Genomic DNA, 25,119 nt, shown 5'->3' with positions numbered 1-25,119 from the left:
TTACAATTTATTCTGATGACGATAAATTAGTCATCATTACATTATACAACCTAAACAACAGAAGTTTGCTTAGACTTTGCGTGTGCGGCTGCTTGAGTCCGACGTTCATTCAAATAACCAAAGAACTCCTTACCTTCCCGCAAACGACGAACTAACATTTGTCTATCAGCCAGCATTTCCCGCACAATCGGAATAATCGCTTTCGGACGGAAGTAAAACTTGCGATACATTTGTTCAACTGAATCTTCAATTTCCGCACTGGAAAGAGTTGGATATTGCAAAGTTGAAGTTTGAATACCAGAAGTTGCTACTAAAGACTCATTTGCAAACCAACCCTTTTCTCTGGCTTGTTCATACAACTCTGTACCAGGATAAGGTGCAGCAATAGAAACTTGAATTGTATGGGGACTTAATTCACAAGCAAAACGAATTGTTTCTTCTACAGTTTCTTTCGTTTCTATCGGCAAACCGATAATAAAAGTCCCATGTACAGTAATACCAAGTTTGTGGCAATTCTTCATGAATTCTCGCGCCACTTCTAGCTTAATACCTTTTTTGATATTATTGAGAACTTCTTGATTGCCAGATTCAAAACCTACCAATAACAACCTTAAACCGTTATCCCGTAAAGTTTTGAGAGTATCATAATCTAAATTAGCACGAGCATTGCAACTCCAAGTTAAATTGAGTCGCTTCATATGTTTGCTAATTGCGATCGCTCGATGTTTGTCAATGGTAAAAGTATCATCATCAAACATATACTCCCGCACCTTGTCCCCAAAGAGAACCTTGGCTTCTTCCATTTCTCTGCCTACGGCATCGGGGCTTTTATGACGGTATAAATGTCCGCCAATAGTTTGCGGCCACAAACAAAAAGTACATTTTGCTGGACAACCACGGCCAGTATAAAAAGAAATGTAAGGATGTTGCAAATAGCCAATAAAATATTTGCTAATATCCAAATCGCGGGCATAAACTGGCAACACACTGGGCATAGCATCCCAGTCATGAATTAAAGGACGTTCTTCCGTTTGGTGGATATTTCCCAACTTATCCCGGTAACTCAAACCCTTGATTTCATCCCAAGGTTTCCCTTCTGCCAATTCCTTACAGGTATAATCAAACTCATTGCGGCAGACAAAATCAATAACCGGATTTTCCCGTAAAGTTGCCTCTGGTAAAACCGCAACGTGCGCCCCTACAAAGCCAATTTGCACATTGGGATTTTGCTCTTTGATCGTTTCTGCACACTTGACATCATTAGCCAAAGAAGGCGTGCTGGTGTGCATAATCACCAATTCGTAATCCTTGGCAATTTTCAGCACATCATCCACTGTCTGCCCATGAGGAGGTGCATCAACTAACCTACTGCCAGGAACTAAAGCCGCAGGTTGTGCTAACCAAGTCGGATACCAAAAAGAAGTAATTTCTCGTTTTGCTTGATACCGCGCCCCCGCACCACCATCAAAACCATCAAAAGAAGGTGGACTCAAAAATAAAGTAGTTTTCATGAATATTTTTCTTGTCAGTTGTTAGTTGTTAGTTGTTAGTTGTCAACTTAAGCCAACCAGGGAATGAATTCCCTGTCTAAAAGCTAAACTCGGTTAAAACCGACTACTTTGACATAAATAGGATAGTTTTTGATTTTGAGTTAACCAGAGTGCGTTTTAACGCACTTTAGCTTTTAGACCGGAACTTAAGTTCCGGGCAGATTTGTTCCCCATACCCTATTTCCTAACTAGCTTTAGCATTCACACCCATGAGGTTTTCAATCAGGGAAACAACATCACTACGAGTGAGTTTTTCCTTACCACTAGCCAAAGCATCTAGAGTACCATGAGCTAAAGCTAGAGGAATTTGGCAAAATTGCAAAGCCGGTCCATTTGGCAAAGAGTTCGTATAGGCATCTGCTAGAATGAGATTGCGACGGGCATATTTTTGGAGATTATCATTATCCCAACCTGCTGGGTAAAAATTGACTCCACGAGTTAAATCCTCACCATTGTTTCGCAGAATATTTACTGCTTGCAAACCCCTACCAAATCCTATGGCTTGAGTGCGGTTGCTTTGAGTTCCATCATACCAATTCCATAAATCTGAGAGTAACAAGCCCACAGCACCAGCCACCCCAAAAGTATAACGGTCTAAATCCGCCTCTGTTTCTATTTGCCAATTTCTATCTGCCCAATAAGCCATTCTATCAGCCATTGCGGCTGTTGCATCCCAAATTCGGGGGGCAATGCTTTCAGGTGCTAATATTGACCATTCTCTAATGCGTAAACTGACTTCTTGTAAAGAATTTTCGTAACCTTTAAATCCTACAGAGAAAGCATCCAGCGGAAAACCATCTATTCCCGCTTGCAATGTTAGACTAATATTCTGCAACAGGCGTTTTTTAGTCCCATTATCCAAATTTGGATCATCTTCAATTTGGTCAATGGCGCGCATACACAAGTATGCTGATGCCACTGCTTCTTGTAATCCTGATGGTAAAATACTAATTGGGATATAAAAAGTTCTACTAGTGTCTTTAAGGATTTGCAACGCATCTCCACGTAAATCCATTTTGTTCACTCCTCTCTTGATTTGCACACCACACCTAATTTCGGACTTTTCAATAATACTAGATTTAGTATTGATTAAATCTTAAAAACCATAGACACTCTAGAATTTAATCTAGGAATACATAGTTTATAGTGTCGCATTTAACACAATTTTCCAGTTTATCAAAGCTTAGTACAGTATATAAGGTTTTGGTAACAATAACCTTGTCTACAAGGATAGAAATAAGAACAGCAAAGTTCTTAGGCTGAAGTATTGCAGAAGTGCCGATAGAGTCACTTATTTTACCAGGATGTGGATTCTATTGTTGAGTATATGATTTTATGATTCAAGCTGTATTGTCCTACAAATTTTTATTTGTCAGAATCAGGTGGTTATCGAGCGAAGTCGAGATAAATATATCATTGTGTTATATCCCCGATTTCTTGAAGAAGTCGGGGATCTTGTTTTGGATGTTATTGGATGATTTTTGGTGGGAAGTTGGTGATTTTATTTGTCTTATTAAACTCTCATATTTTCAATTTGAAAATTGATTATTAAATATTAAATGAATATTTAAAATATGACATTTAAAACCAACATCCTGCAAATCCTAAAATCCTGGATATCCTGATTCTGACAATTGAGAGATTCATATCCCCGACTTCTTAAATAAATCAGGGATATGAAAGGTTAAGCTACAACTTCCACTGTTTTTGCTTCTGGTAACAACCGCTTCACACCTTGCTTCACAAAAGCTTCCAAAACAGCCATTTTTTGATTTTGCTGGAATACAGTTTGCAAAACTTGACGCAGTTTGTCGAGATTTAAAGCACTTCCTGATTCTAAAGCAATTTCTTGCTGTTCAAAATATGCCACTAAACTTAATCCCGCTACTCTTGTGAGGTAAGCAGCACTAACTCCCTCTACCATTCCCCCAGCGACAAAGGTAGCAACATTAGTTTTCAGAATACCTGTTACAGCCCTAGTTGAAAGTTCCACTAAACCTAATTTCAACATCAAACTTCCCATAGTTCCCGCTACTTGTTGCGCTTGTTCTAAGGAAATTTTCTGCTGATAAATATTACCCAAATCTATCACCATTTGAGCAGTAATCGCCGCAGTTGCGAGAATATCTAAAGCTGGTACGGGATTAGCAAAAGCTGCCGCCGCTGCAATCCATTGATATTGTTCTATAAAAGGTGTGGCTTGATCTCTTCTCACACCATTTAAACAATTTTTGGCTTCGGCTTTGAGTAATAATACCTTGCGATTTGTGGTATTACAAACTAGCTGTTCTCCTTGCTGTCCCACAACCGCTGCTAATTGTTGTGTCAATTGCTGGATATCTGGCGTTGGTTGTTCCATCCATTCTTGGAAAGAACCATCTTCTCCATGTTTCCGCACTTTCACAGATACAGGAGAAGCCGCAGTCGCAACTACATTTGCACCAATGCGCTGTTTTAATGATTGAAAAACTGTAGCGCGTTCATCAGGTTGATATTGATCTTGTTTGTTGAAAACTAGCAATGTCGGCTGTTTTCCGGCTTTTAGCTGTTGTAAAACCTGAAATTCTGAATCTGTTAAATCACCGTTGGTCAGAAATAAGACAAAATCAGATTTCTGCATTTCCGATAAAGTGACAACATCAGAATTTTCACCAGCTACGGAAAATAAAGGCGCTGTTTCCGCAAAATGCAAAGACATTCCCGGAATAGTTGGGGCAGTTTTTAGAACTTCAATAACTGTACTTTTACCTACGGATTTACCACCAGTAACGGCCAGGGTGATTTCCTTTCTATCCAGTTCTAAGGGCAATTTAGCGAGTTTTTCGCGGAGAATTGCTAGGTGAGGATGATTGACTGCTTCTTGTGCCAGTTGATTAATTATTACTTGAGTTTTAGCGATCGCTTTATCCACAGCCGCTCTATCTACAACCATATCATTTAGCTGTTCACCTAATTGGGGCTGATTTTTATTGAACAACCACAAACCCCCTCCGACAGCCAAAGCACTCAGGAGTCCGAATTCTCCCACTTGCACTATTGAATCATGCCAACTGTTTAACATCCACAGGGAGAACGATAGTCCTAGTCCTCCCACTAAAATCGGTCGCTGTAACTTCACAATTGTGATTCTCCACGCGAGGAAAAAGCTTTTACCTCACTTTAGTCCAAAACCTGCTACTCGGATTGAGGTTGGTGAACAAACGTCTTTTGATGTTGGAGCAGAGTAAGCAGCTAAAAGCATTGTATAAACAATACATCAATTTTTCTTGATTGATTTTGATATCTCATGGTAGAGTGTTAGGCAATACATTTTTTCTCACGCAGAGGCGCGGAGGCACTCCAGAGGAATCAAGAGGGTTATTTATTATATTTTAATTTGATGAAGTCATTTTTTCAGGAATTTTATCAATTTAGGTCAGAAGTTTTAGTAGAGGCTATTGGGACTTTTATTTTGGTATTTGCTGGGACTGGTGCTGTGATGGTTAATCATATCAGTCAAGGTGCTATTACACATCTGGGAATTAGTTTTGTATTTGGGGCTGTAGTCGCAGCATTAATTTACAGTTTAGGACATCTCAGCGGCGCACATTTTAACCCAGCGGTAACTCTGGCATTTTGGACAAGTGGATTTTTTTCAAAAAAGCAAGTATTGCCATATATTTTTGCCCAATTATTAGGATCTATATTAGCCTCTAGCTTGCTACGCATTAGTTTGGGAAATGTAGCTAATTTAGGGGCAACTATGCCGTTAAATGGTAATTGGTGGCAATCTTTTATATTAGAAATAGTTCTCACTTTCATTTTAATGTTTGTGATTTTGGGATCTGGTTTAGATCGTCGCGCTCATATTGGTTTTGCTGGTTTAGCTATTGGTTTAACAGTAGCATTAGAAGCGGCTTTTATGGGTCCTATTACTGGTGCAAGTATGAATCCTGCCCGTTCTTTTGGACCAGCTTTAGTAGGAGGAATTTGGCAACATCATTGGGTTTATTGGGTAGCACCAATTTTAGGTTCACAGTTTGCAGTCAAAGTTTATGGCATAATTTCTCATGGTTTCCGAGATTTTAAAGAATAAAGGCATAACAATGACAAATTTCGATCATCCACCCAGAATATTATTTTTATATGGTTCTTTGCGCGAACGTTCTTACAGTCGTTTGTTAGCAGAGGAAGCTGCCAGAATTATTCAAGAATTTGGTGCAGAAGTTCAGTTTTTTGATCCGCGTGAATTACCAATTTATGGTAGTGTTAGTGATACTCATGCCAAAGTTCAAGAACTGCGAGAATTGAGTACCTGGTCAGAAGGTCAAGTTTGGTCTTCTCCAGAAATGCACGGTAATATAACCGGAATTTTGAAAAATCAAATTGATTGGATTCCTTTGAGTATTGGTGCTGTTAGACCAACTCAAGGCAGGACATTAGCAGTCATGCAAGTAAGTGGCGGTTCTCAATCTTTCAATGCCGTTAATACCATGCGAATTTTAGGGCGTTGGATGCGAATGTTTACCATTCCTAATCAATCTTCTGTGGCCAAAGCTTATCAAGAATTTCATGAAGATGGCACAATGAAAGATTCTGCTTATCGTGACCGAGTAATTGATGTCATGGAAGAATTATATAAGTTTACTTTGCTGTTACGTGATCAAGTTGATTATCTCACAGATCGCCACAGTGAACGTAAAGAAAAAGCTGCCAAAAACTAGATCCCCGACTTCTTTAAGAAGTCGGGGATCTGAAAAACCTTTATTTAACAACTACAAAGATCATGAAAAAAGTAATGTTTGTTTGCAAGAAAAATTCTCGTCGTTCTCAAATGGCGGAAGGTTTTGCGAAAACTTTAGGAGAGGGTAAAATTGCCGTTGCTAGTTCTGGTTTAGCATCAAGTCATGTTGACCCTATCACTGTGGAAGTTATGGCAGAAATCGGTATTGATATTAGCAATCAAAGTTCTAAATGTTTAAGTGATTTTAATCCTGAAGATTTTGATGCTGTCATATCTCTGTGTGGTTGTGGAGTCAATTTACCAGAAGCATGGGTATTAAGAGAAGTGTTTGCAGATTGGCAACTTGATGATCCTGAAGGACACGGTATTGATACTTTTCTCCGTGTTCGTGATGAAGTTAAGGAAAGAGTGATTCAATTGATAGAAGATTTAACCATTTAATAGCTATGGCTTAGAAAAGTGGAGATTAATATTCCTCTGTCTAAAGAGATGCTATACAAACAGGTATATCCTACCCTAGTGGGATGGCTCCAAAATCTATTTGAGTTTAAATGAATCACAAGATCCCCGACTTCTTGAAGAAGTCGGGGATCTGATCTAAATTGAGATGAATTAAGTGAAATCTATAACTCAAAAACTGATTATCAAACGCCTTTCTTTTCTGGATCGCTTTTTGACATTGTGGATATTTCTGGCAATGGCAACTGGAGTGGGTTTAGGATATTTTTTCCCCACAATAGAAGTTTTTATCAATCATTTCCAAATAGGAACAACCAACATTCCTATTGCTATTGGTTTAATTTTGATGATGTACCCACCCTTAGCAAAGGTAAAATATGAAGAATTAGGAGATGTATTTCGTAATAAAAAAATTCTCGGACTATCATTATCGCTGACTTGGATAATTGCCCCAATTGTAATGTTTACACTTGCTATTCTTTTTTTACGCGATAAACCTGAGTATATGACTGGGTTAATCATGGTGGGAATAGCCCCTTGTATTGCCATGGTAATTGTTTGGAGTGAACTAGCTAAGGGAGACGCTGAATATACAGCCGGATTAGTTGCTTTTAATAGTATTTTTCAAGTTTTCTTTTACAGCGTTTATGCTTGGTTTTTTCTGGCGATTTTACCGCCTTTATTTGGCTTACAAGGAACTATTGTCAATATCAGTATTGGGGAAATTGCCAACAGCGTTTTTATCTATTTAGGCATTCCTTTTCTGGCTGGATTTATGACTCGCGTTATTTTAGTAAAAGCTAAAGGTAAGCAGTGGTATCATCAGCAGTTTATTCCGAAAATCAGTCCGATTACTTTAATTGCTCTTTTATTTACAATCATGGTAATGTTTAGTTTAAAGGGCAATTTGATTGTGCAGATTCCTCTCGATGTTGTCCGCATTGCCATTCCCCTCATTATCTATTTCCTATTCATGTTTTTGAGTAGTTTTTACCTAGCATGGAAAATTAAAGCTGACTATGCCAAAGCTGCTAGTGTGGCATTTACCGCTGCTGGTAATAATTTTGAATTAGCAATAGCTGTAGCTATTTCTGTATTTGGGATTAAATCTGGTGTGGCTTTTGCTGCTGTGATTGGACCATTGGTAGAAGTGCCAGTCTTAATTAGTTTAGTCAGTGTATCTTTCTGGATCAAGAAACATTTTTTTCGCGCATCTCCACCAATAGGATTATAATTAAATACGTTTGATCTACTATTGATTTATTTAAATTTAATGAAAGTTGCTGATTTAATTACCTGGTTTGAAGAATGGGCAAATCCCGCTTGGTGCGAAAGTTGGGATAATTGCGGTTGGCAGGTTGAACCCGGTGTTTTGTCTACAGAAGCGCGGGTTTTAGTGTGTTTAACTCCGACTTTAGCCGTAATGCAGGAAGCGATCGCTCTCCATGCTAACCTAATATTTGCCCATCATCCCCTCATTTTTTACCCTCCCAAATCTTTCCGCACTGGGGAAGCCTTAACAGAAATGGTGCGGTTAGCTTTTACCCATAATATTGGAATTTATACCGCCCATACTAATTTTGACCAAGTGGCAGATGGAACTGCTGACGTTTTAGCGCAACTTCTGGAACTTCAAGAAGTATCACCTATTGTTCCTACCCAAGCAGGTTTAGGTTATGGGCGTGTAGGAATACTAAAACCCACTTTGACATTACAAGAGGTAATTAATAATATTCAAACTCAATTAAATCCGCCCCATTTAATTGTTTCCCCAATGGCTGATTTACAACAGCAAATTTCACGGGTAGCTGTTTTAGGTGGTTCTGGTGCAGGTTATATTTCAGCCGTAGTTAAAACTAATGCCCAAGTTTACTTAACGTCTGACTGTAAATTTCATCAATTTCAAGAAAGCCGTGATCGTGGTATTGTATTAATTGATGCTGGACATTATGCCACAGAACGCCCAGCGTGCGATCGCTTAGTCCAGAAATTTCAAGCCCTTAAATTAGATTGGGTCAAATTGAGCCAGCAAGATGAAGATTTCCGCCAGTTTTTATCCTAGTTAGATCACCTTAAACTATCCAGACCAAGTAATACTTACATCTTGCTTCCGTAACGCCCTGGGGATCTTATTCAAAAATTTATACAAAAAAAATTATTCACGGTTAAAAAATTAGAAACAATGTTATCATTTTCATTAATACAGATTTTAACCCTGGCGAAAATCTTTTAGAGATCAGCCACTGGTTTGTCTGTACTTGGCTAGATAGTCTAGTTAAAAGGTAAAAAGCTATGTTATGTTCAGACGATTTTATTGCTAAAGCAGTCCTGCCAGGGATAAGTAATTTTCCCTGTGGAAACGCCAAATCAAAGAAAAATGTCTGTAGATGTTAACAGTTGCTATAGCTGTTCAACTAATGCGGTAAACTAAAGCTTAAGACCCAAAATTTCATCTAACACTAATGACTAAAAATAAGTGGTAAAATTGAGTCACTGAACTTACCGGGTTCTCACCGCGAAATTCACCTCTTAGAGGCTGATATTATGGGGATAAAACCCGAATTTGACAGGTTTAACTACGTTGTATAAAAAGGCAGAAGCACTACATGCTACACCGCAAGATTTATCAACTGTGTTGCGACGGGCGGGAGGTATGTGTTTTTTTGCGGGATCAGCAACGCTGGATAGAGCGGGCCCGCATCATTGATATCGAAGGCGATTTAGTGACTTTACGCTATGAAACAGACGAAGAAGATGAAGTTTGTTCTTGGGAGGAAATGGTTCGTCTCGAAAGCATCGGATCTGTTACTCAAAAATTAGCTTCAGTGCAACGCGGTAACATAGATCCGCCGACAACTGAAGACTGTCCAGAAGCAGAGCGTATTCCTAACCCTTATACTGACCTAAATCCAGATTAAACGCTCCTAAATTAAATTCACGTCAAGCGTTCAAAAGCAGGACAGTATCCGTCCAGGGTAACTTTGAAATTATATAAGGGGGCAGCGGGGTTCCAACACCGTTGCCCTCTTTGGTGTCGGCAGCTACCACAGCAGGCAATATCACCAGAATTAGGGCGAAGGTTATTCGGGTTTAAGAGTTCTCGCGGAGATAACCCCCGTAATACCAAGTCTTCACCCTGCCAACGCGCTTCTATTAAACCCGTATCAGCAAATTGTCGCCACCGGGGATCTGCTGTCACTGCATCGGGAAGAGTGATGGTAATAACAGTTCCCAATTCCGTCACCTCCCCCTCATAATTAATTTCTGGGGCAGCAGGTTGTAAAAATGTTTCCCCAATCGGTAATTCTACTAGAGTCCCTGGGGCTGGTGAATGGACATGATAGCGATTTTGTAACTCTTCTAAACAAGTTAAGTCAGCCAGATAATTTGGAGAACCATGCACAAAAATCACGTGTTGCGGGCGTAAATTATGAATTAGCTGGGTTGTTCCTGGTCCATCACTATGTTGCGCTAACAGATAACTTTCAAATTTTGTCGGTGCTAAATATTCTGGATTAACTGGAATATCAATTTTTTCAGGTAAAAGAATTAACCAATTGCCTGTGTTTGGTTGACAATACTTACGTAAATCCGCGGCAGAATCTGTAAAAACAATACAAGGTGATGTCCCTAAAGTTGCTAGATTTTCTGGCTTTAATCTTCTTACACGGGGTTTTACCCGTTCATCCCAAAATAAAGGTTGGTGACGGGCGAAATTTTGAACTGCGGCGGGAAGATGTGGTAAAAGTTCTAAATAGGCATCGCAACCAGCAGCTACAGCACCATCAACCCAAATGTCTAAATCTCTACCTGTAAAGTGGTGATGGGAACGTAATAACATAAGTAATTCTTGACCTAAACCTAAAGCCGGAGTTGGTAAAATTACTGAATAACTCTCATCTGTTCTACTGGCACTAATGGCGCGATGAATCCTTTCTGCTAGTTGATTTTCTTGATTGCGGCGATGGGTATGGCGAGATGTCCCATAACTACCTTCAATTAATAGCACGTCTAAATTTAAACCTCGAAGTTCATCCAGTCGCAACCCTTCGACTAAACGAGAGTTGGATAGGAAAAAATCACCGGTGTAAAGTAATTTATAATCGCGGTTGGGGGTGTGGTAAGTGAGGAGAATCGCCACAGCACCGGGTAAATGACCTGCGGGAAATAATTCTACTATTAGATCTTCTCTGATTTCTATGGGCGATCGCAATGGTAATGCCTGACAAAATGAGAGAATTCCTGGTAGTTCTTCATCTGGCCAATTTAGCGGTAATAACTTCGTCGTTACCTCACTAGCATATATAGGTAATTGGGGAAAAGCTTGATGTAGTGTTAATAAGCCTCTGGCATGATCTGGATGAGCATGACTAATTATGACTAAATCCGCTGGTATCCCATGATGTGCCGATTGAGTCATTTCCTGCGCTACAGGGGAAATATTTGTCAAACCGAAATCTAACATGATCCGGTGTGGTCCCATCCTGACCAGTAGACACACCCCTTCATCTTGATGCTGAACACTATAGGGAAAGCATTCCAACTCATTAGTGGTTTCGACCGCATCAATTGATATATTATTCATCCTTTGCTCCTCCCCTCCATCAAACTATTGGCTGAGAAAGTTGGCTTTTAGCAATATTCCTCTGCAAAGTTCAAAGAAGTGGGAATCCTAAGTTGTCACTCTTGTTAATGTGCAGAACCATTACCATGATAATTATCGGAATCATAAAAGCCATTTTTCGTACCAAAGAATAAGCACGAAACCGTAAATATAACCGTTAAACCCACTAAAATTAGTTTGATATCCATTGATTTTATCCCCTTAACTTCGGACTTTTTGATCTTAATATCGTGTTTTTGCATTTGGGCAAAATCACTAGAAAATCTTTACCATGCTTGGATTATTGTAAATATAGCACGTTCAACCCCACCATTACAGGGCAATCTCTTCTCCACGCTCAGTAAAGCGGACATCTTTAATTTTCCACTGAGAATTACTAATTAAGGTTTTGCGGACACTACTAAACAACGCAAACTGTTCACAACTAGAAAGAGAAGATACTTGTCTTTTTGAATCTGGTGAAATGCGGATATCAACAATCGCAACACCATTTTTCACATTAACGCGATAACCAGACACGCTAAAATCTGCTGTATTTTGTTCTTTGAATATTTTACCTATGGCTTCATTCATGGGTTCTGCTGCGGAAACGTCAGCTTTTTGAGGAATTAGCTCTTGACATTGGGCATCACTTGTGTATACGGTGACGTTTGTAGTTTTCCCAGAGATAGCTTTAGTATTGGAATTATTGGTATATGGTTCAGTTGCGGGAGTGGGAGATTTCTGTAGCTTCTTTGGGGGAATGGGGTTAATTTTGCTCGTTGGTGTTGTTTCTGGAATTGGGTTATTAGCGGTATTGTTAGAATCACAACTGCTAAGAAAAGTGCAGGATACAACTAAAAATAATGATAAAATAGCTTGTTTGTAATTATACATATAGTAATTCCGTTGGATTTTTACAAGAAAATTCATCAGGGGAAGGAAAGAAAAAACCCTAATATCAATGATAACTACCTTTGTTCCCAAATATAAAGTTAAGGTAGGGTTAAGTTTAGCGTTGAAGAAAATAAATTTTATTTTTTAGTATACTTTCGTAACAAAAAAGCAAATTTTTGTTTAAATTATTGATTTAATAATGATTTTTAAGATAGTAACTTAAAAGTTGATTGAACTTTGATGTTATTAGGATCAAATGCTGCTACTACAATACAATTGGCACATTACTTCTTTGCTTGCTCAGTCCTCCTCAAGTTCTGACGGCGCTGGAGAAAATATTGTTTTTTTGCTTTTTACTCTGTTTAGCTATTTGTTTGGTTCTTATTGCTTCTATACTATCTACGAGAAGTTGGGAGAACAAAATGCTTGGTTTGCTTGGGTACCAATTCTTAATAATTGGATCATGTACAAAGCAGGTGATCAGTCTCCCTGGTGGATTGTTGGGCTTTTTATACCACTTGTTAATTTTGTAGCTCTGATTTTCTTACTGATGGCTTTCATTAAAATTGTGGAGAAGCTGGGTAAAAGTCCTTGGTTAATTTTGTTAATGATTATTCCGTTAGTTAATTTTGTGGTTTTATACAATTTTGCTTTCGGCTAACTAATAAAAAAAGGGATTAAAAACAGTAAATTTAAATTTTTAATTCCTTTTTATCAGAGGAGATTTGCAAAGATAAAACCGAATTTTATTGTCCAAGCTTCCTGAAAGCTTGAGAAAGAGTTAATATAAAATATAGCTTATCTTATTTTATAATCTTAACCTGTAAATTTTAGCTGATCAATTTTTTCAGCATAACTATTTTTATAGCTGATTTGAATGCTCTCTAATGCCAGACGTAAATCTTCTTGTGAACAAAATCCTTCTAACCTCTGCTTGACAATACCATTTTCAATCAGCAATAAAGTTGGTAGGGATTTAAGCCTATAAGTATTAGATAGTTTAAAATTTTGATCGGCATTAATTTCCACTAATTTTATTCTATCACTGCATTGAACTTGAAATTGTAGCAACAAAGGATGAATAATTTTACAGAATTCCGACCAAGGGGCTGTAAAATTTACCAAAACAGGGATAGGAGATTCTAAAACATTTTTGGTAAATGTTTTTTCACTGATAGATAATATAGTTGGTTTTACGTCAGATTCAGGAAGTAAATGTGCAACTCCAAGTAGCTTACCTAGACGAGATGTTTTCAAAAAAGCCTGTCTTTGAGCATGAGTCATTATCTCTTTTGATCCTGCCATTATTTCATTACTATTCATATAACTTTGGGTTTCCCCATCTGGTTTCATGTCGTTGACAAAATTCTGCTGCTGCGGTTCGTGAAAATCTGAATACATATAAGTCTTCTCCACTAGGAGTGCTACCTAAAAAACCAAGATATTCCATCTGTACCTTATCCCTATAGTATGCCACAGCTTCATCCAAAGCTTCCAGCGAAACGAATGATTCTACTGATGTTACTGGACAAAACTCGAAAGCAACCTTTATTGCATACCAAATTAACCATTTACCAATAGGTTCAATTAACCTTGAAGTAACATCTCCACGATTGGTAGGGTGTGCTTCTATATTGTTTATTTCCATAAATATGGGAGGAGCGGGTTCAGGATAAAAATATGGATAAAGACTATATTTAACCAATCCCCAAACTTTACCCTTATAAACAAGCTTAACTATGTTTTGGCAGTAAAAACTGGTATTATTCCATATATTCAACCAGTCACAACTCCAGTCAGTGGGTAGATCATTAATACTTGCTGGAGAAATAAAAGCAATTTCTTCAGTGTTAGATTCAATTAAAACTTTTACCTGATAACTTCCAATAGTAGTCAATTTGTTTTTATTACCTGTTGAAAATTTGAGTATCATAAATTATACATTAAGATAGACAATTATTCAAACATGGTTTTTCCCGGTGTTATGAGGTACATATCTAGCGGGCAAGATGCCCGCACTACAAGAGTTTCATGATTCAACTTTGTACCTCATAAGAGCGGAAACCGCTGTATTAGTTACATCGTATCATTATAATATCAATCACAAGCTAACATCCTGTAAATCTTTTAATCCTATAAATCCTGATTCAAACAATTAACAAATAGCCGCATTCACAAACTGAATCACATCTCCTAAACCAACTTGAGTTTTCAAATTTGTAAAAACAAAAGGTTTATCACCACGCATTTTTTTTGCGTCTCTTTCCATGACATTCAAATCAGCACCCACATAGGGAGCAAGATCAGTTTTATTAATCACTAATAAATCAGATTTAGTAATACCTGGACCACCTTTACGGGGAATTTTATCACCAGCAGCCACATCAATGACATAAATGGTTAAATCTACTAATTCAGGACTAAAAGTAGCAGCTAAATTATCTCCACCACTCTCTAAAAAGACTAAATCTAAATTGGTAAATTTTTCTTCTAATTGTTCAATTGCGGCTAAATTCATAGAAGCATCTTCACGGATAGCAGTATGGGGACAACCTCCCGTTTCTACTCCTAAAATGCGATCGCTTGACAAAGCCTGAGAACGGACTAAAAACTGAGCATCTTCTTGAGTATATATATCATTTGTCACCACAGCTAACTGATATTTTTCCCGTAAACCCTTACATAAAGCATCTACCAAAGCCGTTTTCCCCGAACCTACAGGACCCGCAACGCCTACTCTTAAAGCCGTCATGATTCTTAGCTCCTAAACAACCTAGTATACTGGATTTCGTGCTGCATACTTGCTAAAGACAAACCCCAACTACAACATCCTAAATCATCATCTTCCATTGTCAAAATCTCCCCCACAGTAGTAATTAATAAAGGTTGTAAACCCAGTAATAACTCCTGACCCGCAGTTTGTCCCAGCGGAATAAGTTTGATACCAGCGGTAATTAAATTATTAGCCCAACTGTGTAAATAAGCTAATAAAGCAGCTTGAATATTTATATCCCAATGAGCGCAAGCTATAGCAAATGCGATCGCATAATTGCCAGGATAACCCACAGCATTCACCACAGGTAAAATTCCCGGTTCTAACTTCCCTAATAATTGCATCAGAGAACGTCCCATTTGCCAACTAGCAGCCCGTAATTCTTCCGTATCTCTCGCAGCAGATAACCATAAATTCCACCGCTTTAAAGCCGACCTATCACCTGATTTGACAGCATGAAAACCCCTCATCATTATCGCTGCATCTAGGCAAATTGAGCCATAAATTAATTCAGATTTTAGCCAATCTTTGAGATTTTCTATATTCGTAATAGTACCATTTTCTATTAACATTTCCAATCCTTCCGAATAGCCATAAGCCCCAACGGGTAAAGCTGGACTTGCTAATTGTAAAATTGTCAAAAAATGGCTATGCGTGAGAGTGATTTCCATAAGCCCCTAATTCTGGTTGAAAAGGTAAAATTTCTTCTTTAATTTCTAACCCTAATTGGATTAACATAGCAGCTAAAACTGCATCTGGAGATAAGCGTAAATAAGTCGAAGTTATTTCTACAGGAACATGACGATTTCCTAAATGATACGCAGCCCTTAATAATAAAGAAATTTCTGCTAATACAGTTAAAACAGGTTCAGGTTTAGCAATAATTCTCATATAAATACTTTCGGTTTCATCTGTGAGAATATCGCTATCATGTAATACTGTACCTCTAGCTAACCGCAAAAAAATCTCCTGACCATCTGCTAATATAAATTTATGACGGCTACGAGTTCGTTCTTCCGCAGTTAGTGAAAGAGTGATATTCACTATAGCATTAGTATTAGGTGGTTGACGTTGGGTAAAAGTCAGCATAATTCCCGAAATTAACTTTAATTTGTGAATATTGCAAGAGTTATATCCCCGACCTCTTTAAGAAGTGGGGGATCTAATTGTTCATAACTGATTTAGGATAGCTATAGGCGTAAATTATGTCATCACTTCAAAAGAATGAACTTCTAGAATAGAACCAATCATCGCTGCTGTCATTAAATCTTCTCGAACTTTTCCGGTTATTTTGGCTTTTTGTCCTGATTTAAGTAAGTTTTTATCAGCACTTTTTGAGATTTCGTATGTAACACCATCTTCTGTTACAAAAGCCCAAGCACCAAGCCCAATATTCCGACGTTCAATAGTACCTGTAGCTGTAATAGTCATTTGTTAGTAGGGGCGAAGCATTTGGAAGATAAATTATCGGTCATTGCCAAAAATAGTTCTCCAAATGCTTCGCCCGTACAGTTGTTAGTTGTCAGTTGGTTAGCAATGGATAATAGGAAAAAATCTTACCAATTACCAATTACCAATTACCCATTACCTAATTAAGCAGTTTGTCCGTCTTTTTTCAATGCTAACTGGGCTAGTCCATAACAAAGTACAGCATTAACAAGAAGAAAAATTCGAGCTAGGTTACTATTTCCTAAACCCCAAACGGCAGGATCATAAACAGCACTAACGGTCAGAAAAGCTGTTATTCCTAAAGTTGCACCAATAGCAAACCATTTCCAACTAGGATGTCCTAAAAATAAGGCTATTAAAACAAAAGGAATTAAAACACTGGCAAAAAGAGGATTTAATGCGTCTGTTCCCTGTAAAGTGTTACCTAGTTCGGGAATGGAACTACCTAAAACCCGGAAAGGCCATTGAGGAAGATCAAAGATATAAAATCCTTTGAGGAAGAATAAGCCAGAACTGCCGAAAGTTAAGCCGCTGAATAAAGACCAACTCCAAGTGAAGGGGAAGTAAACCCGTAAGAACCAAGCTAGAAGATAAGAACCTATTACCATGAATATTTTAGGCACTAAAGCGATCGCTCCGCCATCTATCCAAAAGCCGGGATTAAGATAACCCTGTTCTCGCAACCACCGGAAAAAGTCAGGAACACTAATTATACCGTCGCTGGCTAATTTAACTGCGGCTTCGGCGTTGAGTTGTCCAGCCCCATAATAGTTCAAACCGTCGTCTTGAATGACTCTGGCTGACTGTTGGAGAACTTGCAAAATTTCATCCGGTTCTTTGATTCCCAAAGCTTTGATTAATGCCGCTACACCCGCAACGTGGGGAGAAGCCATACTTGTGCCTTGAAGTCCGAGAAATACGCCTTCACCTTGTTCATTAATAGTTTCTTGGAGAATTGTCCCAGTTTCACTCCCTCCAGGGGCAGAAATATCCACACCCGCACCATAGTTAGAATAGGATGCTCTTTCACCGTCAGGTCCAAAAGCGGAAACGCCAATAACATGATCATAACGGGCGGGATAGCTTACGCCGTTGGTGTTTTCATTACCTGCGGCAGCAATGATAGTTACACCTTTGTTATGGGCGTATTTAACCGCATCTTCCATGAGTTGGCTTTCTCCACCACCACCTAAGCTCATGTTAATGATGTCTGCGCCGTTATCAGCCGCAAATTTGATGGCTTCGGCAATGTCGGCTACTGTTCCTGCACCGTCAGCATTTAATACCTTTAAGGGCATGAGGCTGGCTTCATAGGCAACTCCAGCGACACCATAGGCGTTATTGGTAGCTTGGGCAACTGTACCGGCGACATGAGTACCATGGCCGTTGTCGTCTTTGGCTGCGTCTGTGTCGTTGACGAAATCATAGCCTTTGACAAATTTGGTTTCATATAAATCGCGGACTTTGGTAATGCCAGTATCAATTACGGCAACAGTGATACCACTACCTTTGCTCCGAGTCCATGCCGCTTCTACGCCGATTTTGTGTAAGTTCCACTGTTTGCTATAATACTGGTCATTTGGACCAATTAAAGACGAACTTGGTTCTTCATTTTGCTGCGGTGCTAACAGTTCTCCTAACCAAGTGGCTTGTCCTTGGGGGACGATTTTGTAAATGTAATTTGGCTCGATAAATTCTGTAACTTTGGCAAAGGAAGATTTTCTTAAATCGTTGAGTCTTTGGCGATCGCCTTTGATAACATATACATGATCCACCGCTGAATATTTATTATCCAGTTGCGGGGTAACATGATATTGTTGAGCGATCGCTTGTAGATCCTTCTCAATCACATTTTCTGCCACATCTTCCCGAAAATCCAGCAAAATTGTCTCAAACTCACCTTTAGCTGCCAGTCCCTGAAAATTCAAAAACCCAAACACAGCAGCAGTTAGTCCAATGACAAACAAGCACAATAATAGCAGTTTTTTCATTTTTTTCTCTTATATCCCCGTCCTCAAAGAAAGACAGCACGGAGAGGGAATTTTCTTACTACCATAACTCATATAGTAGGCAAAAGAGAATAAGAAATCATGATCAAAATGATGCGGCTTTGTCCTAGAATATAGCGATCGCCTTCATGAAGTTAAGACATTGCTCTCAAATCATGTTCTCTGGTCGCAAAGTAGTGGATAAGGAATATTATGGAACGTGGTCTTTTATGGTTGCCTCTGTTAGTAGCATTTTTCTGGTTAGCGTGGCAAGGTTCACAGGAATTTAAGAAACTTCAAGCTTATCAAATTTGGGCAGAACAATTTGAACGGGCTAAATATGATATTTATGCAGTGTTAGCTCAAAAAGGTAATGATATCACTTGGGGAAAACCCACAACTAAAGGACCAATTGAATTAGAAACTTTTTCTTTGTTGGATGTTCAAGAAATTCGTTTTTTAGTAAATGGTAATGCCGTAGATATAGAAAATCCCCCCCCCAAAGGTCGAAAAATTGAATTAGAGTTTTTATTAACTACTCCTAAATCAATTTGTGTTCCATTTACAGAAGTTCCCCTCGCAGCAGAATGGGGTAAGTTTTTACAGAGGACATTAAAGAATTTGCAGATGCCAACACCGTAAAAAATCATGAGGGTATATAGCCCCTTTCAGTTATTAGCATATAAATATGAGATCCAGAATTGAAAATAACATTTTATTTATTCACCATGAAGACGTACCAGAATTTAAAAAAGGCGGTTCTGTAGTTAGAAATTCCTACTTTTGGGCTTTACGTTCCATTGCTGGACGTGCTAGACGTTATCATGATTGGGAATACGAATCAGAAGTTTGGTTAGCACTAGAACGAATGCTTTTGTCATTTACTGAATCTGGGTATTTAGGTTATAAAGAAACAATGTTAGAGTTTCCCTTATCACAAGGTGAAATTCCTACTGTGTTACGGAATGCAGCTACTTGGGAATAAATTACCATTTCCTCTTATTTGCTACACTTACTTGTTCAGAGAAGTAAATTACAAGTAAATTAGGATATACTATTCCCAGATTTCTCACCAAAATCCTCAAACCCTTATAAAATCTGGATTATGAGTTTTCACACTGCATCAAAAATCAACCTCGTGAAAAATGCCCGAAACCGTTTCTCTATAAGTGGCAAGAACTGAAATGGCAGGGATTTGATTTAATTTTTAAACCATTTTTGTTTATAGCCCCGATATCTTATGTAATTTACATAAGTCATTCTCTGATATATAAAATTCTCAATACTACGTATTTTAAATTTATTGAAAATTCATTCTTAAAATATATTTTATATTTAGGGTGTTTATGGATTTTTTCTTATGTTTTAGAAATAAAACTGTATGCCTATATACGACAAAAAATCAGAAATATCACAATGCGCTCAAAACTAAATTCTTAAACTTGACTGTATTCCATACCTAACCGGAGAACAAAAACAGTTAAGATACTGATAGAATAAGCCTCATAGCTGTCTCACCCTGGAGATGATACTTGCTATTGCAGGGTGATATGGCTGGTAACGAGGTGTAATATAACGCAATTATTTTCCATGTCAACACAAAAACCATCTGTTAGTCTCATTCGGGCTAAATCCTACGAACAGGAAGCTTTAAAAGAATCCTTAGAAACACTGCTAGAACCTTTAGGGGGCATGGCTGCTTTTGTAAAACCAGGAAACCGCGTTTTACTCAAACCCAACCTGCTCACAGGTTCTCGTCCTACTAAAGAATGTACCACCAGACCAGAATTAGTGCGTGCTGTTGCCGAAATGGTAATTGCAGTGGGTGGAAATCCCTTTTTAGGAGATAGTCCCGCTTTTGGTAGTGCTAAAGGTGTGGCCATAGCGAATGGTTTATTACCAATTTTAGAAGAACTAAAATTACCACTTGTGGAATTTCATGGGAAACGTTATCAAACCGTCAACGACAATTTTAATCACTTACTTTTATCGAAAGAAGCAATGGAAGCAGACGTGATTATTAATCTTCCTAAAGTTAAATCTCATATGCAATTAACCCTAACTTTAGGGGTTAAAAATCTTTTTGGTTGTGTTCCTGGGAAAATGAAAGCTTGGTGGCACATGGAAGCTGGCAAAGATGCTAACAAATTCGGAGAAATGTTAGTAGAAACTGCCAGAGCAATTAATCCAACTTTAACAATTTTAGATGGAATTATTGGTCATGAAGGTAATGGACCAAGTGGGGGAGAACCTCGGAAATTAGAAATTCTAGCAGCTGCGAGTAATGTATTTGCTTTAGATAGAGCAATGTTAGAAATTCTCCAAGTTGCACCCGCACAAGTTCCCACAGTTGCAGCTTCCCAAAGATTGGGAATATGTCCAGAATTAAGTGATATTCACTTTCCGAATTTATCACCCGATTTATTACAAATTACAGATTGGCAATTACCGGAAAAGTTAATGCCGATAGATTTTGCCATGCCGCGTGTGATTAAGTCTACTTTTAGGCATCTTTACATCAGGTTTATCAAAGAACCTATGAGCGCTTATAGAGTCACTCGGTAACGAAAATCAAGGGGATCAACCCCTTGTTATACTGGACGTGATCATCAATTTAATAACTTATAAAAGGCAACAGGCAGATAATTTTTGCACAAATTATTGGGGATTGCTATAATTTCCTCACTATAATGAGATTTAATTTTAGCTGCTTAATCAATGATCCCCGTATCGCTTTAGTATAGGTTGGTGTTAGCCATATTTCTCGCTACCCTATTAAATGAAATAACAACACAAAACTCTAAAACTCAGAACCGCTGTTGACTGCAACGCATGATGAATCAACTGAATAATGGTTTTACAATATTTCTCAGTCTGTTAGTGGAGGCGATGCCTTTTTTACTACTGGGTGTATTTTTCTCCAGTGTGCTACTATCCTTTGTCAATGAAAGTAAGTTAGTTGAGAAAATGCCCAAAAATCCCCTGTTGGGGGCTTTATTTGGCAGCATGATGGGTCTTTTTTTCCCAGTCTGTGAGTGCGGTAATGTGCCAGTAGCACGACGGTTATTGATGCAGGGAGTACCCACACCAGTAGCAATTGGCTTTTTATTAGCAGCCCCGACAATTAACCCAATTGTCATTTGGTCAACTTGGACTGCATTCCGGGATCAACCAGAAATAGTAGTGTTAAGAGTGGTATTCTCCCTAGCCATTGCTACCATTATTGGTGTGATCTTCAGTTTCCAACCAGACTTAGTTCCTTTTCTCCAACCAGCGATCGCTCGTTATCTCAAATTTAACCCCCCCGCAGCCCTGAAAACAACCCCCAAAGGCAGACAATCTCAACTACAACCCCAAACCAATCAGCCCAGTTTATTGCAATCAGGAACCTATATTCTGGGGGGAACTACGGGAGCATCAAAACGCATAGATAATAATTACGGTGAAGCTGCTGCAATTCCTAACTTCAGTAAACCCTTATCAGAAAAACTCCGTTCCTTATTAGATAATATTGTCCAAGAACTGCGGGAATTAGGCGGAGTAATGGTACTAGGAAGCGCAATTGCCGCCGCTATCCAAGTTTTAGCCCCTCGTGAATTGATTCTTGGTCTGGGGGCTGGGCCAGTTAGCTCAATTTTAGCCATGCTAGTATTAGCAGTAGTTGTATCAATATGCTCTACAGTTGATTCCTTTTTTGCCCTATCCTTTGCTTCTACCTTTACCAGCGGTTCATTACTAGCATTTTTAGTATTTGGACCAATGATTGATATTAAAGGCATTGGCTTGATGTTATCAATTTTCAAACCCAAAGCCCTGATCTATCTCTTTCTCTTAGCTGGACAATTGACACTTTTATTTACCTTATTTCTGAATTTGCACGTGATCTAATTTTAATTAAGGTGAATTTTCTACTTTTCTCGTCAAATGTGGGGTGTGAGGTATGGGGTTTAAATCTGGGAAAGGTGAAAATATAGTAATTGGAGATTAGCAAAAAAGTATCGGCTATTGGTAATTTCTCCTGATCTGCCCCCAGCCCTCAGTCACCTATCACTTATAAACTGTGATACCTAAATAACCTTAATGCTGAATTCCCAAACTAAAGCCCCAAATAAACTCATACCTTGGCTAGATGCGGTAGCTATTACAGCCTGGGGTATTTTAATGTTGAAATACTGGCTGACGGGCAAACTGTCTTTATTAATTCATCCTGATTACTTTTGGTTAGCCATTTCCGGTGGCACAGGTTTGTTGATAGTGGGTGTTTTTAAAGGGTTACAACTATGGAAACACCGCCGGCTTCCTGAAATATCTAATGTTCCACATATTAGTTTATTTCCCCCGGGCTGGGGTAGCTTCTTACTATTAACAGCCGCAATTTTAGGATTAATAATTACACCCCGCGCCTTTGCCAGTCAAACAGCACTAGATCGGGGTGTGACTGAATTAATCGGTGCAACTCGCGCCCAACCTCAAGCGTTTCGGGCTACAGTTCGTCCAGAAGAGCGATCGCTTGTAGACTGGGTAAGAACCCTCAATGTCTATCCCGAACCCGACGCATACACAGGACAAAAAGTAAAAGTGCAGGGGTTTGTGATTCATCAACCTAACGTCAGTGAAGAATACATATTTTTAGCCCGCTTTATTCTTACTTGCTGTGCCGCAGATGCCTATCCAGTAGGATTACCAGTGCAACTATCAGCTTCCTCCCGGCAACAGTACCCACCGGATACCTGGTTAGAAATAGAAGGACAAATGACAACACAAACTGTCGGAGAGAAACGCCAACTCACTATCAAAGCTAACTCCCTGAAAAAAATTCCCCAACCTCAAAATCCTTACAGTTATTAAGTAGGTTGGCGTTGAAAATTGTCGTTATGGCAAGAGGCAAGAGGCAAAAGGCAAGAGGCAAGAGTGAAGAAGTTTTGGGCAATTTTACTTTTCTTTACACAGATTGGTTTTATTGTGTTCACCTACTTAGTCAGGAGTAGATGATAAGTGTAACTTTTGCTGATTGCCCTTAAATACACAAAAGATGATCAATCTAAAATATAAAATCCAAAATTATGAACAAATCCTATAAACTTATTCAACCCTTAGACGGAATTGCGATCGCTGTCATGCTCCTACTGAGTGTGTTGATTGGGTTAATCATCTGGAAAGGTGATGTAGTCAAACCTATGGTTCGCACCTTTACCTGGGAAAATCAACAAATTGGCGCAGAGGATCTCTCCTTCTCCCTCACCTTTAGTCGGCCAATGGACTCCAAAAGCATCGAGGAGAATTTAAAAATAGATCCACCTCTAGCCGGTAAAACCAGTTGGGCTGGCAGAAGAATGGTGTACACACTCCTTACCCCAGCCCCCTACGGCACAAACTACCAAGTCAAACTAGAAAAAGGTCAAGATAAATATTCCCAAGCGGAAGGAAAAAACCGCGTCATGCAGCCTTTTACAGGTAACTTTTCTACCCGCAATCGCGTCATCCTTTATATTGGCTCGGCAGCAGAAATCCAAGGGCAGTTGGTACTTTATAACTTAACCCAAGAACACAAAAAAGTCCTTACCCCCAAAGACTTAATTGTGATGGATTTTGAACCATTCCCCAATGGTGAAAAAATCCTCTTCTCGGCTCGTTCTGCTAAAAATCCTGATTTACTTTCCGCCCAACTTTATACAGTCACCACAGGTATTTCTAGTCAAATTGGTACAGAAATAGCAGCCGCAGGGAAAGTTGACCTAATTTTAGATAACAAAGAATATCAAAATCTCAAATTTGACCTTTCAGCCGATGGCAAAATTATTGTTATTCAAAGAGGTAAACGAGATAATCCCGGTGATTTTGCTCTCTGGTACTTATCAACCAGCAATGATAATTCCGCCGAAAAACCCACGCCAAAACGGTTACAAGGGCAGCCTGGTGGAGATTTTCTGATTACACCCGATAGCAAAGCCGTAGCAGTTTCCCAAGGTGAGGGAACAGCAATTGTATCTTTAGAAGGGAACAGCAGTAAACCCCTGGATTTTCTGCCTCAATTTGGCTTAGTCCAAGCTTTCTCTAAGGACGGTTCCCAGGCAGCGATGGTCAAATTTAATACTGATTATACGCGAGATTTGTTTTTAGTCACCAACCAAGGTGTACAAAAACAATTATTAAAAACTACAGGCTCAATTCTTAGCTGTCAGTTTGACTCTGCTTCCCCTAGCCTTTACTGCTTAGTTACCCAACTTATTTCTAAAGAACAATACTTAGAACAGCCCTATTTAGTATCTATTGACTTGAAAACAGGCAAGCAAAAACCACTGCTGCTCTTACCCCCGGCTCAACGCAATGTCCAAACCAGTTTAGCACCTGACGGTTTAGGCTTCTTATTTGACCAAGTAGTTCCCATTGCCAATAACACCACACCATTACCCGCAAACACCTTAAAAACTGATGATGGTGAACCCATTGCTAGTAGTAGTCTCTGGTTAATGCCCATGCTACCTATAGCTGATAATACCAATATTGACATTAAACCAGAACAACTACCTCTCATGGGCTTTCATCCCCATTGGCTACCCTAATTAATTGACAATTGACAATTGACAATTATAAGGAGAATGCCGAAAACCCTTGAAGGCGTGTCCGACTCAGGAGGACACACCTGTGCAACAGCTGCGGGATGAAGGCTAGTTGCA

At 38.9% G+C, this 25,119-nt stretch carries 26 protein-coding genes; 14 read left to right on the top strand and 12 right to left on the bottom strand.

Translation table 11 applies throughout. The features are described 5' to 3' along the window. Window positions 1–50: 50 nt before the first annotated feature. From hpnJ to AN490_RS00765, 3 genes are all read right to left on the bottom strand, one after another. A complete protein-coding gene (hpnJ, locus tag AN490_RS00775) occupies window positions 51–1,511 on the bottom strand; it encodes a hopanoid biosynthesis associated radical SAM protein HpnJ (RefSeq protein WP_299999010.1) in 1,461 nt (486 codons plus the stop codon). A 223-nt stretch (window positions 1,512–1,734) separates the two neighbouring features. Continuing rightward, a complete protein-coding gene (locus AN490_RS00770) occupies window positions 1,735–2,565 on the bottom strand; it encodes a phytoene/squalene synthase family protein (RefSeq protein ID WP_299999007.1) in 831 nt (276 codons plus the stop codon). Between the two features lie 669 nt (window positions 2,566–3,234). Further along, a complete protein-coding gene (locus tag AN490_RS00765; protein ID WP_299999158.1) occupies window positions 3,235–4,611 on the bottom strand; it encodes a DUF697 domain-containing protein in 1,377 nt (458 codons plus the stop codon). 318 nt (window positions 4,612–4,929) lie between these two features. Between AN490_RS00765 and AN490_RS00760 the strand changes: the two genes are divergently transcribed. The 6 genes from AN490_RS00760 to AN490_RS00735 all read left to right on the top strand — a co-directional run bounded on the left by AN490_RS00760 (window position 4,930) and on the right by AN490_RS00735 (window position 9,650). Next, the gene (locus AN490_RS00760) at window positions 4,930–5,625 is read left to right on the top strand and encodes an MIP/aquaporin family protein (RefSeq protein ID WP_299999004.1); all 696 of its coding nucleotides are present in this window, start codon (window positions 4,930–4,932) and stop codon (window positions 5,623–5,625) included. Window positions 5,626–5,635: 10 nt separating this feature from the next. Beyond that, complete coding sequence (arsH, locus tag AN490_RS00755) at window positions 5,636–6,253, top strand: arsenical resistance protein ArsH (protein WP_299999002.1); 618 nt, start codon at window positions 5,636–5,638, stop codon at window positions 6,251–6,253. Between the two features lie 62 nt (window positions 6,254–6,315). Next, window positions 6,316–6,714: an arsenate reductase, glutathione/glutaredoxin type gene (gene arsC / locus AN490_RS00750; protein WP_213714985.1), complete on the top strand. Its 399-nt coding sequence runs from the start codon at window positions 6,316–6,318 to the stop codon at window positions 6,712–6,714. 175 nt (window positions 6,715–6,889) lie between these two features. Beyond that, window positions 6,890–7,966 carry an ACR3 family arsenite efflux transporter gene (arsB, locus tag AN490_RS00745; protein ID WP_299998997.1) on the top strand — a complete coding sequence of 359 codons (1,077 nt, stop codon included), beginning with the start codon at window positions 6,890–6,892 and terminating at the stop codon, window positions 7,964–7,966. A 39-nt stretch (window positions 7,967–8,005) separates the two neighbouring features. After that, window positions 8,006–8,794 (top strand): Nif3-like dinuclear metal center hexameric protein, encoded by a 789-nt coding sequence (locus AN490_RS00740; protein ID WP_299998995.1) that lies wholly within the window; start codon window positions 8,006–8,008, stop codon window positions 8,792–8,794. 544 nt (window positions 8,795–9,338) lie between these two features. Further along, window positions 9,339–9,650, top strand: a complete 312-nt coding sequence (locus tag AN490_RS00735) for a DUF6679 family protein (RefSeq protein ID WP_299998993.1) — start codon at window positions 9,339–9,341, stop codon at window positions 9,648–9,650. A gap of 17 nt (window positions 9,651–9,667) precedes the next feature. Here AN490_RS00735 and AN490_RS00730 read toward each other — a convergent pair whose 3' ends face one another. Together AN490_RS00730 and AN490_RS00725 are read right to left on the bottom strand one after the other, a co-directional pair. Further along, window positions 9,668–11,317, bottom strand: a complete 1,650-nt coding sequence (locus tag AN490_RS00730) for an MBL fold metallo-hydrolase (protein ID WP_299998991.1) — start codon at window positions 11,315–11,317, stop codon at window positions 9,668–9,670. A gap of 351 nt (window positions 11,318–11,668) precedes the next feature. Then, entirely contained in the window at window positions 11,669–12,232 is a 564-nt protein-coding gene (locus tag AN490_RS00725; protein WP_299998989.1) for a sporulation/spore germination protein, read from the bottom strand. A 256-nt stretch (window positions 12,233–12,488) separates the two neighbouring features. Between AN490_RS00725 and AN490_RS00720 the strand changes: the two genes are divergently transcribed. After that, window positions 12,489–12,893 (top strand): DUF5684 domain-containing protein, encoded by a 405-nt coding sequence (locus AN490_RS00720; protein ID WP_168697178.1) that lies wholly within the window; start codon window positions 12,489–12,491, stop codon window positions 12,891–12,893. 155 nt (window positions 12,894–13,048) lie between these two features. On the opposite strand, the gene AN490_RS00715 is transcribed toward AN490_RS00720, so the two are convergent. From AN490_RS00715 to AN490_RS00690, 6 genes are all read right to left on the bottom strand, one after another. Then, window positions 13,049–13,516 carry a thioredoxin family protein gene (locus AN490_RS00715; RefSeq protein ID WP_299999156.1) on the bottom strand — a complete coding sequence of 156 codons (468 nt, stop codon included), beginning with the start codon at window positions 13,514–13,516 and terminating at the stop codon, window positions 13,049–13,051. A 31-nt stretch (window positions 13,517–13,547) separates the two neighbouring features. Next, on the bottom strand, window positions 13,548–14,129 hold the full coding sequence (locus AN490_RS00710; protein WP_168697180.1) for a hypothetical protein: 582 nt from the start codon (window positions 14,127–14,129) through the stop codon (window positions 13,548–13,550). A gap of 258 nt (window positions 14,130–14,387) precedes the next feature. Next, window positions 14,388–14,984, bottom strand: a complete 597-nt coding sequence (gene ureG, locus AN490_RS00705) for an urease accessory protein UreG (RefSeq protein ID WP_299998984.1) — start codon at window positions 14,982–14,984, stop codon at window positions 14,388–14,390. 5 nt (window positions 14,985–14,989) lie between these two features. Next, window positions 14,990–15,676, bottom strand: coding sequence for an urease accessory protein UreF (locus AN490_RS00700; RefSeq protein ID WP_299998982.1), 687 nt, complete (start codon window positions 15,674–15,676; stop codon window positions 14,990–14,992). Further along, the gene (gene ureE, locus AN490_RS00695) at window positions 15,654–16,094 is read right to left on the bottom strand and encodes an urease accessory protein UreE (RefSeq protein ID WP_299998979.1); all 441 of its coding nucleotides are present in this window, start codon (window positions 16,092–16,094) and stop codon (window positions 15,654–15,656) included. Before ureE ends, AN490_RS00700 begins: the two co-directional genes overlap by 23 nt. 114 nt (window positions 16,095–16,208) lie before the next feature. Next, complete coding sequence (locus AN490_RS00690; protein WP_015080949.1) at window positions 16,209–16,436, bottom strand: hypothetical protein; 228 nt, start codon at window positions 16,434–16,436, stop codon at window positions 16,209–16,211. Between AN490_RS00690 and AN490_RS00685 the strand changes: the two genes are divergently transcribed. After that, window positions 16,437–16,601: a hypothetical protein gene (locus AN490_RS00685; RefSeq protein WP_299998976.1), complete on the top strand. Its 165-nt coding sequence runs from the start codon at window positions 16,437–16,439 to the stop codon at window positions 16,599–16,601. It begins immediately after the preceding gene. Here AN490_RS00685 and AN490_RS00680 read toward each other — a convergent pair. Further along, the gene (locus tag AN490_RS00680; protein WP_299998973.1) at window positions 16,598–18,445 is read right to left on the bottom strand and encodes a S8 family peptidase; all 1,848 of its coding nucleotides are present in this window, start codon (window positions 18,443–18,445) and stop codon (window positions 16,598–16,600) included. The genes AN490_RS00685 and AN490_RS00680 overlap by 4 nt on opposite strands. 210 nt (window positions 18,446–18,655) lie before the next feature. Here AN490_RS00680 and AN490_RS00675 point away from each other — a divergent pair, with 210 nt between their 5' ends. From AN490_RS00675 to AN490_RS00650, 6 genes are all read left to right on the top strand, one after another. Further along, on the top strand, window positions 18,656–19,084 hold the full coding sequence (locus tag AN490_RS00675; RefSeq protein WP_299998972.1) for a hypothetical protein: 429 nt from the start codon (window positions 18,656–18,658) through the stop codon (window positions 19,082–19,084). A gap of 46 nt (window positions 19,085–19,130) precedes the next feature. Further along, window positions 19,131–19,427, top strand: a complete 297-nt coding sequence (locus AN490_RS00670) for a hypothetical protein (protein WP_015080946.1) — start codon at window positions 19,131–19,133, stop codon at window positions 19,425–19,427. 605 nt (window positions 19,428–20,032) lie between these two features. Next, window positions 20,033–21,007 carry a DUF362 domain-containing protein gene (locus AN490_RS00665; RefSeq protein ID WP_213717506.1) on the top strand — a complete coding sequence of 325 codons (975 nt, stop codon included), beginning with the start codon at window positions 20,033–20,035 and terminating at the stop codon, window positions 21,005–21,007. 270 nt (window positions 21,008–21,277) lie between these two features. After that, entirely contained in the window at window positions 21,278–22,330 is a 1,053-nt protein-coding gene (locus AN490_RS00660) for a permease (protein ID WP_299999154.1), read from the top strand. A 192-nt stretch (window positions 22,331–22,522) separates the two neighbouring features. Further along, a complete protein-coding gene (locus AN490_RS00655; protein WP_299998962.1) occupies window positions 22,523–23,290 on the top strand; it encodes a TIGR03943 family protein in 768 nt (255 codons plus the stop codon). A 215-nt stretch (window positions 23,291–23,505) separates the two neighbouring features. Then, a complete protein-coding gene (locus AN490_RS00650) occupies window positions 23,506–25,005 on the top strand; it encodes an Ig-like domain-containing protein (protein ID WP_299998960.1) in 1,500 nt (499 codons plus the stop codon). Window positions 25,006–25,119 lie beyond the last annotated feature (114 nt).

Origin of the sequence: Anabaena sp. AL09 (assembly GCF_001672255.1) — a bacterium.
In the GTDB taxonomy this organism is placed as follows: Bacteria; Cyanobacteriota; Cyanobacteriia; order Cyanobacteriales; family Nostocaceae; genus Dolichospermum; species Dolichospermum lemmermannii.
This window is presented reverse-complemented; position numbering and strand designations above follow the sequence as displayed.

Bases quoted from the DNA above. Each gene is read 5' to 3' on its own strand.
- hpnJ (WP_299999010.1), bottom strand. From the start codon at position 1,511: ATGAAAACTACTTTATTTTTGAGTCCACCTTCTTTTGATGGTTTTGAT.
- AN490_RS00770 (WP_299999007.1), bottom strand. From the start codon at position 2,565: ATGGATTTACGTGGAGATGCGTTGCAAATCCTTAAAGACACTAGTAGA.
- AN490_RS00765 (WP_299999158.1), bottom strand. From the start codon at position 4,611: ATGTTAAACAGTTGGCATGATTCAATAGTGCAAGTGGGAGAATTCGGA.
- AN490_RS00760 (WP_299999004.1), top strand. From the start codon at position 4,930: ATGAAGTCATTTTTTCAGGAATTTTATCAATTTAGGTCAGAAGTTTTA.
- arsH (WP_299999002.1), top strand. From the start codon at position 5,636: ATGACAAATTTCGATCATCCACCCAGAATATTATTTTTATATGGTTCT.
- arsC (WP_213714985.1), top strand. From the start codon at position 6,316: ATGAAAAAAGTAATGTTTGTTTGCAAGAAAAATTCTCGTCGTTCTCAA.
- AN490_RS00740 (WP_299998995.1), top strand. From the start codon at position 8,006: ATGAAAGTTGCTGATTTAATTACCTGGTTTGAAGAATGGGCAAATCCC.
- AN490_RS00735 (WP_299998993.1), top strand. From the start codon at position 9,339: ATGCTACACCGCAAGATTTATCAACTGTGTTGCGACGGGCGGGAGGTA.
- AN490_RS00730 (WP_299998991.1), bottom strand. From the start codon at position 11,317: ATGAATAATATATCAATTGATGCGGTCGAAACCACTAATGAGTTGGAA.
- AN490_RS00725 (WP_299998989.1), bottom strand. From the start codon at position 12,232: ATGTATAATTACAAACAAGCTATTTTATCATTATTTTTAGTTGTATCC.
- AN490_RS00720 (WP_168697178.1), top strand. From the start codon at position 12,489: ATGCTGCTACTACAATACAATTGGCACATTACTTCTTTGCTTGCTCAG.
- AN490_RS00715 (WP_299999156.1), bottom strand. From the start codon at position 13,516: ATGACTCATGCTCAAAGACAGGCTTTTTTGAAAACATCTCGTCTAGGT.
- ureG (WP_299998984.1), bottom strand. From the start codon at position 14,984: ATGACGGCTTTAAGAGTAGGCGTTGCGGGTCCTGTAGGTTCGGGGAAA.
- AN490_RS00700 (WP_299998982.1), bottom strand. From the start codon at position 15,676: ATGGAAATCACTCTCACGCATAGCCATTTTTTGACAATTTTACAATTA.
- ureE (WP_299998979.1), bottom strand. From the start codon at position 16,094: ATGCTGACTTTTACCCAACGTCAACCACCTAATACTAATGCTATAGTG.
- AN490_RS00690 (WP_015080949.1), bottom strand. From the start codon at position 16,436: ATGACTATTACAGCTACAGGTACTATTGAACGTCGGAATATTGGGCTT.
- AN490_RS00680 (WP_299998973.1), bottom strand. From the start codon at position 18,445: ATGAAAAAACTGCTATTATTGTGCTTGTTTGTCATTGGACTAACTGCT.
- AN490_RS00675 (WP_299998972.1), top strand. From the start codon at position 18,656: ATGGAACGTGGTCTTTTATGGTTGCCTCTGTTAGTAGCATTTTTCTGG.
- AN490_RS00670 (WP_015080946.1), top strand. From the start codon at position 19,131: ATGAGATCCAGAATTGAAAATAACATTTTATTTATTCACCATGAAGAC.
- AN490_RS00665 (WP_213717506.1), top strand. From the start codon at position 20,033: ATGTCAACACAAAAACCATCTGTTAGTCTCATTCGGGCTAAATCCTAC.
- AN490_RS00660 (WP_299999154.1), top strand. From the start codon at position 21,278: ATGAATCAACTGAATAATGGTTTTACAATATTTCTCAGTCTGTTAGTG.
- AN490_RS00655 (WP_299998962.1), top strand. From the start codon at position 22,523: ATGCTGAATTCCCAAACTAAAGCCCCAAATAAACTCATACCTTGGCTA.
- AN490_RS00650 (WP_299998960.1), top strand. From the start codon at position 23,506: ATGAACAAATCCTATAAACTTATTCAACCCTTAGACGGAATTGCGATC.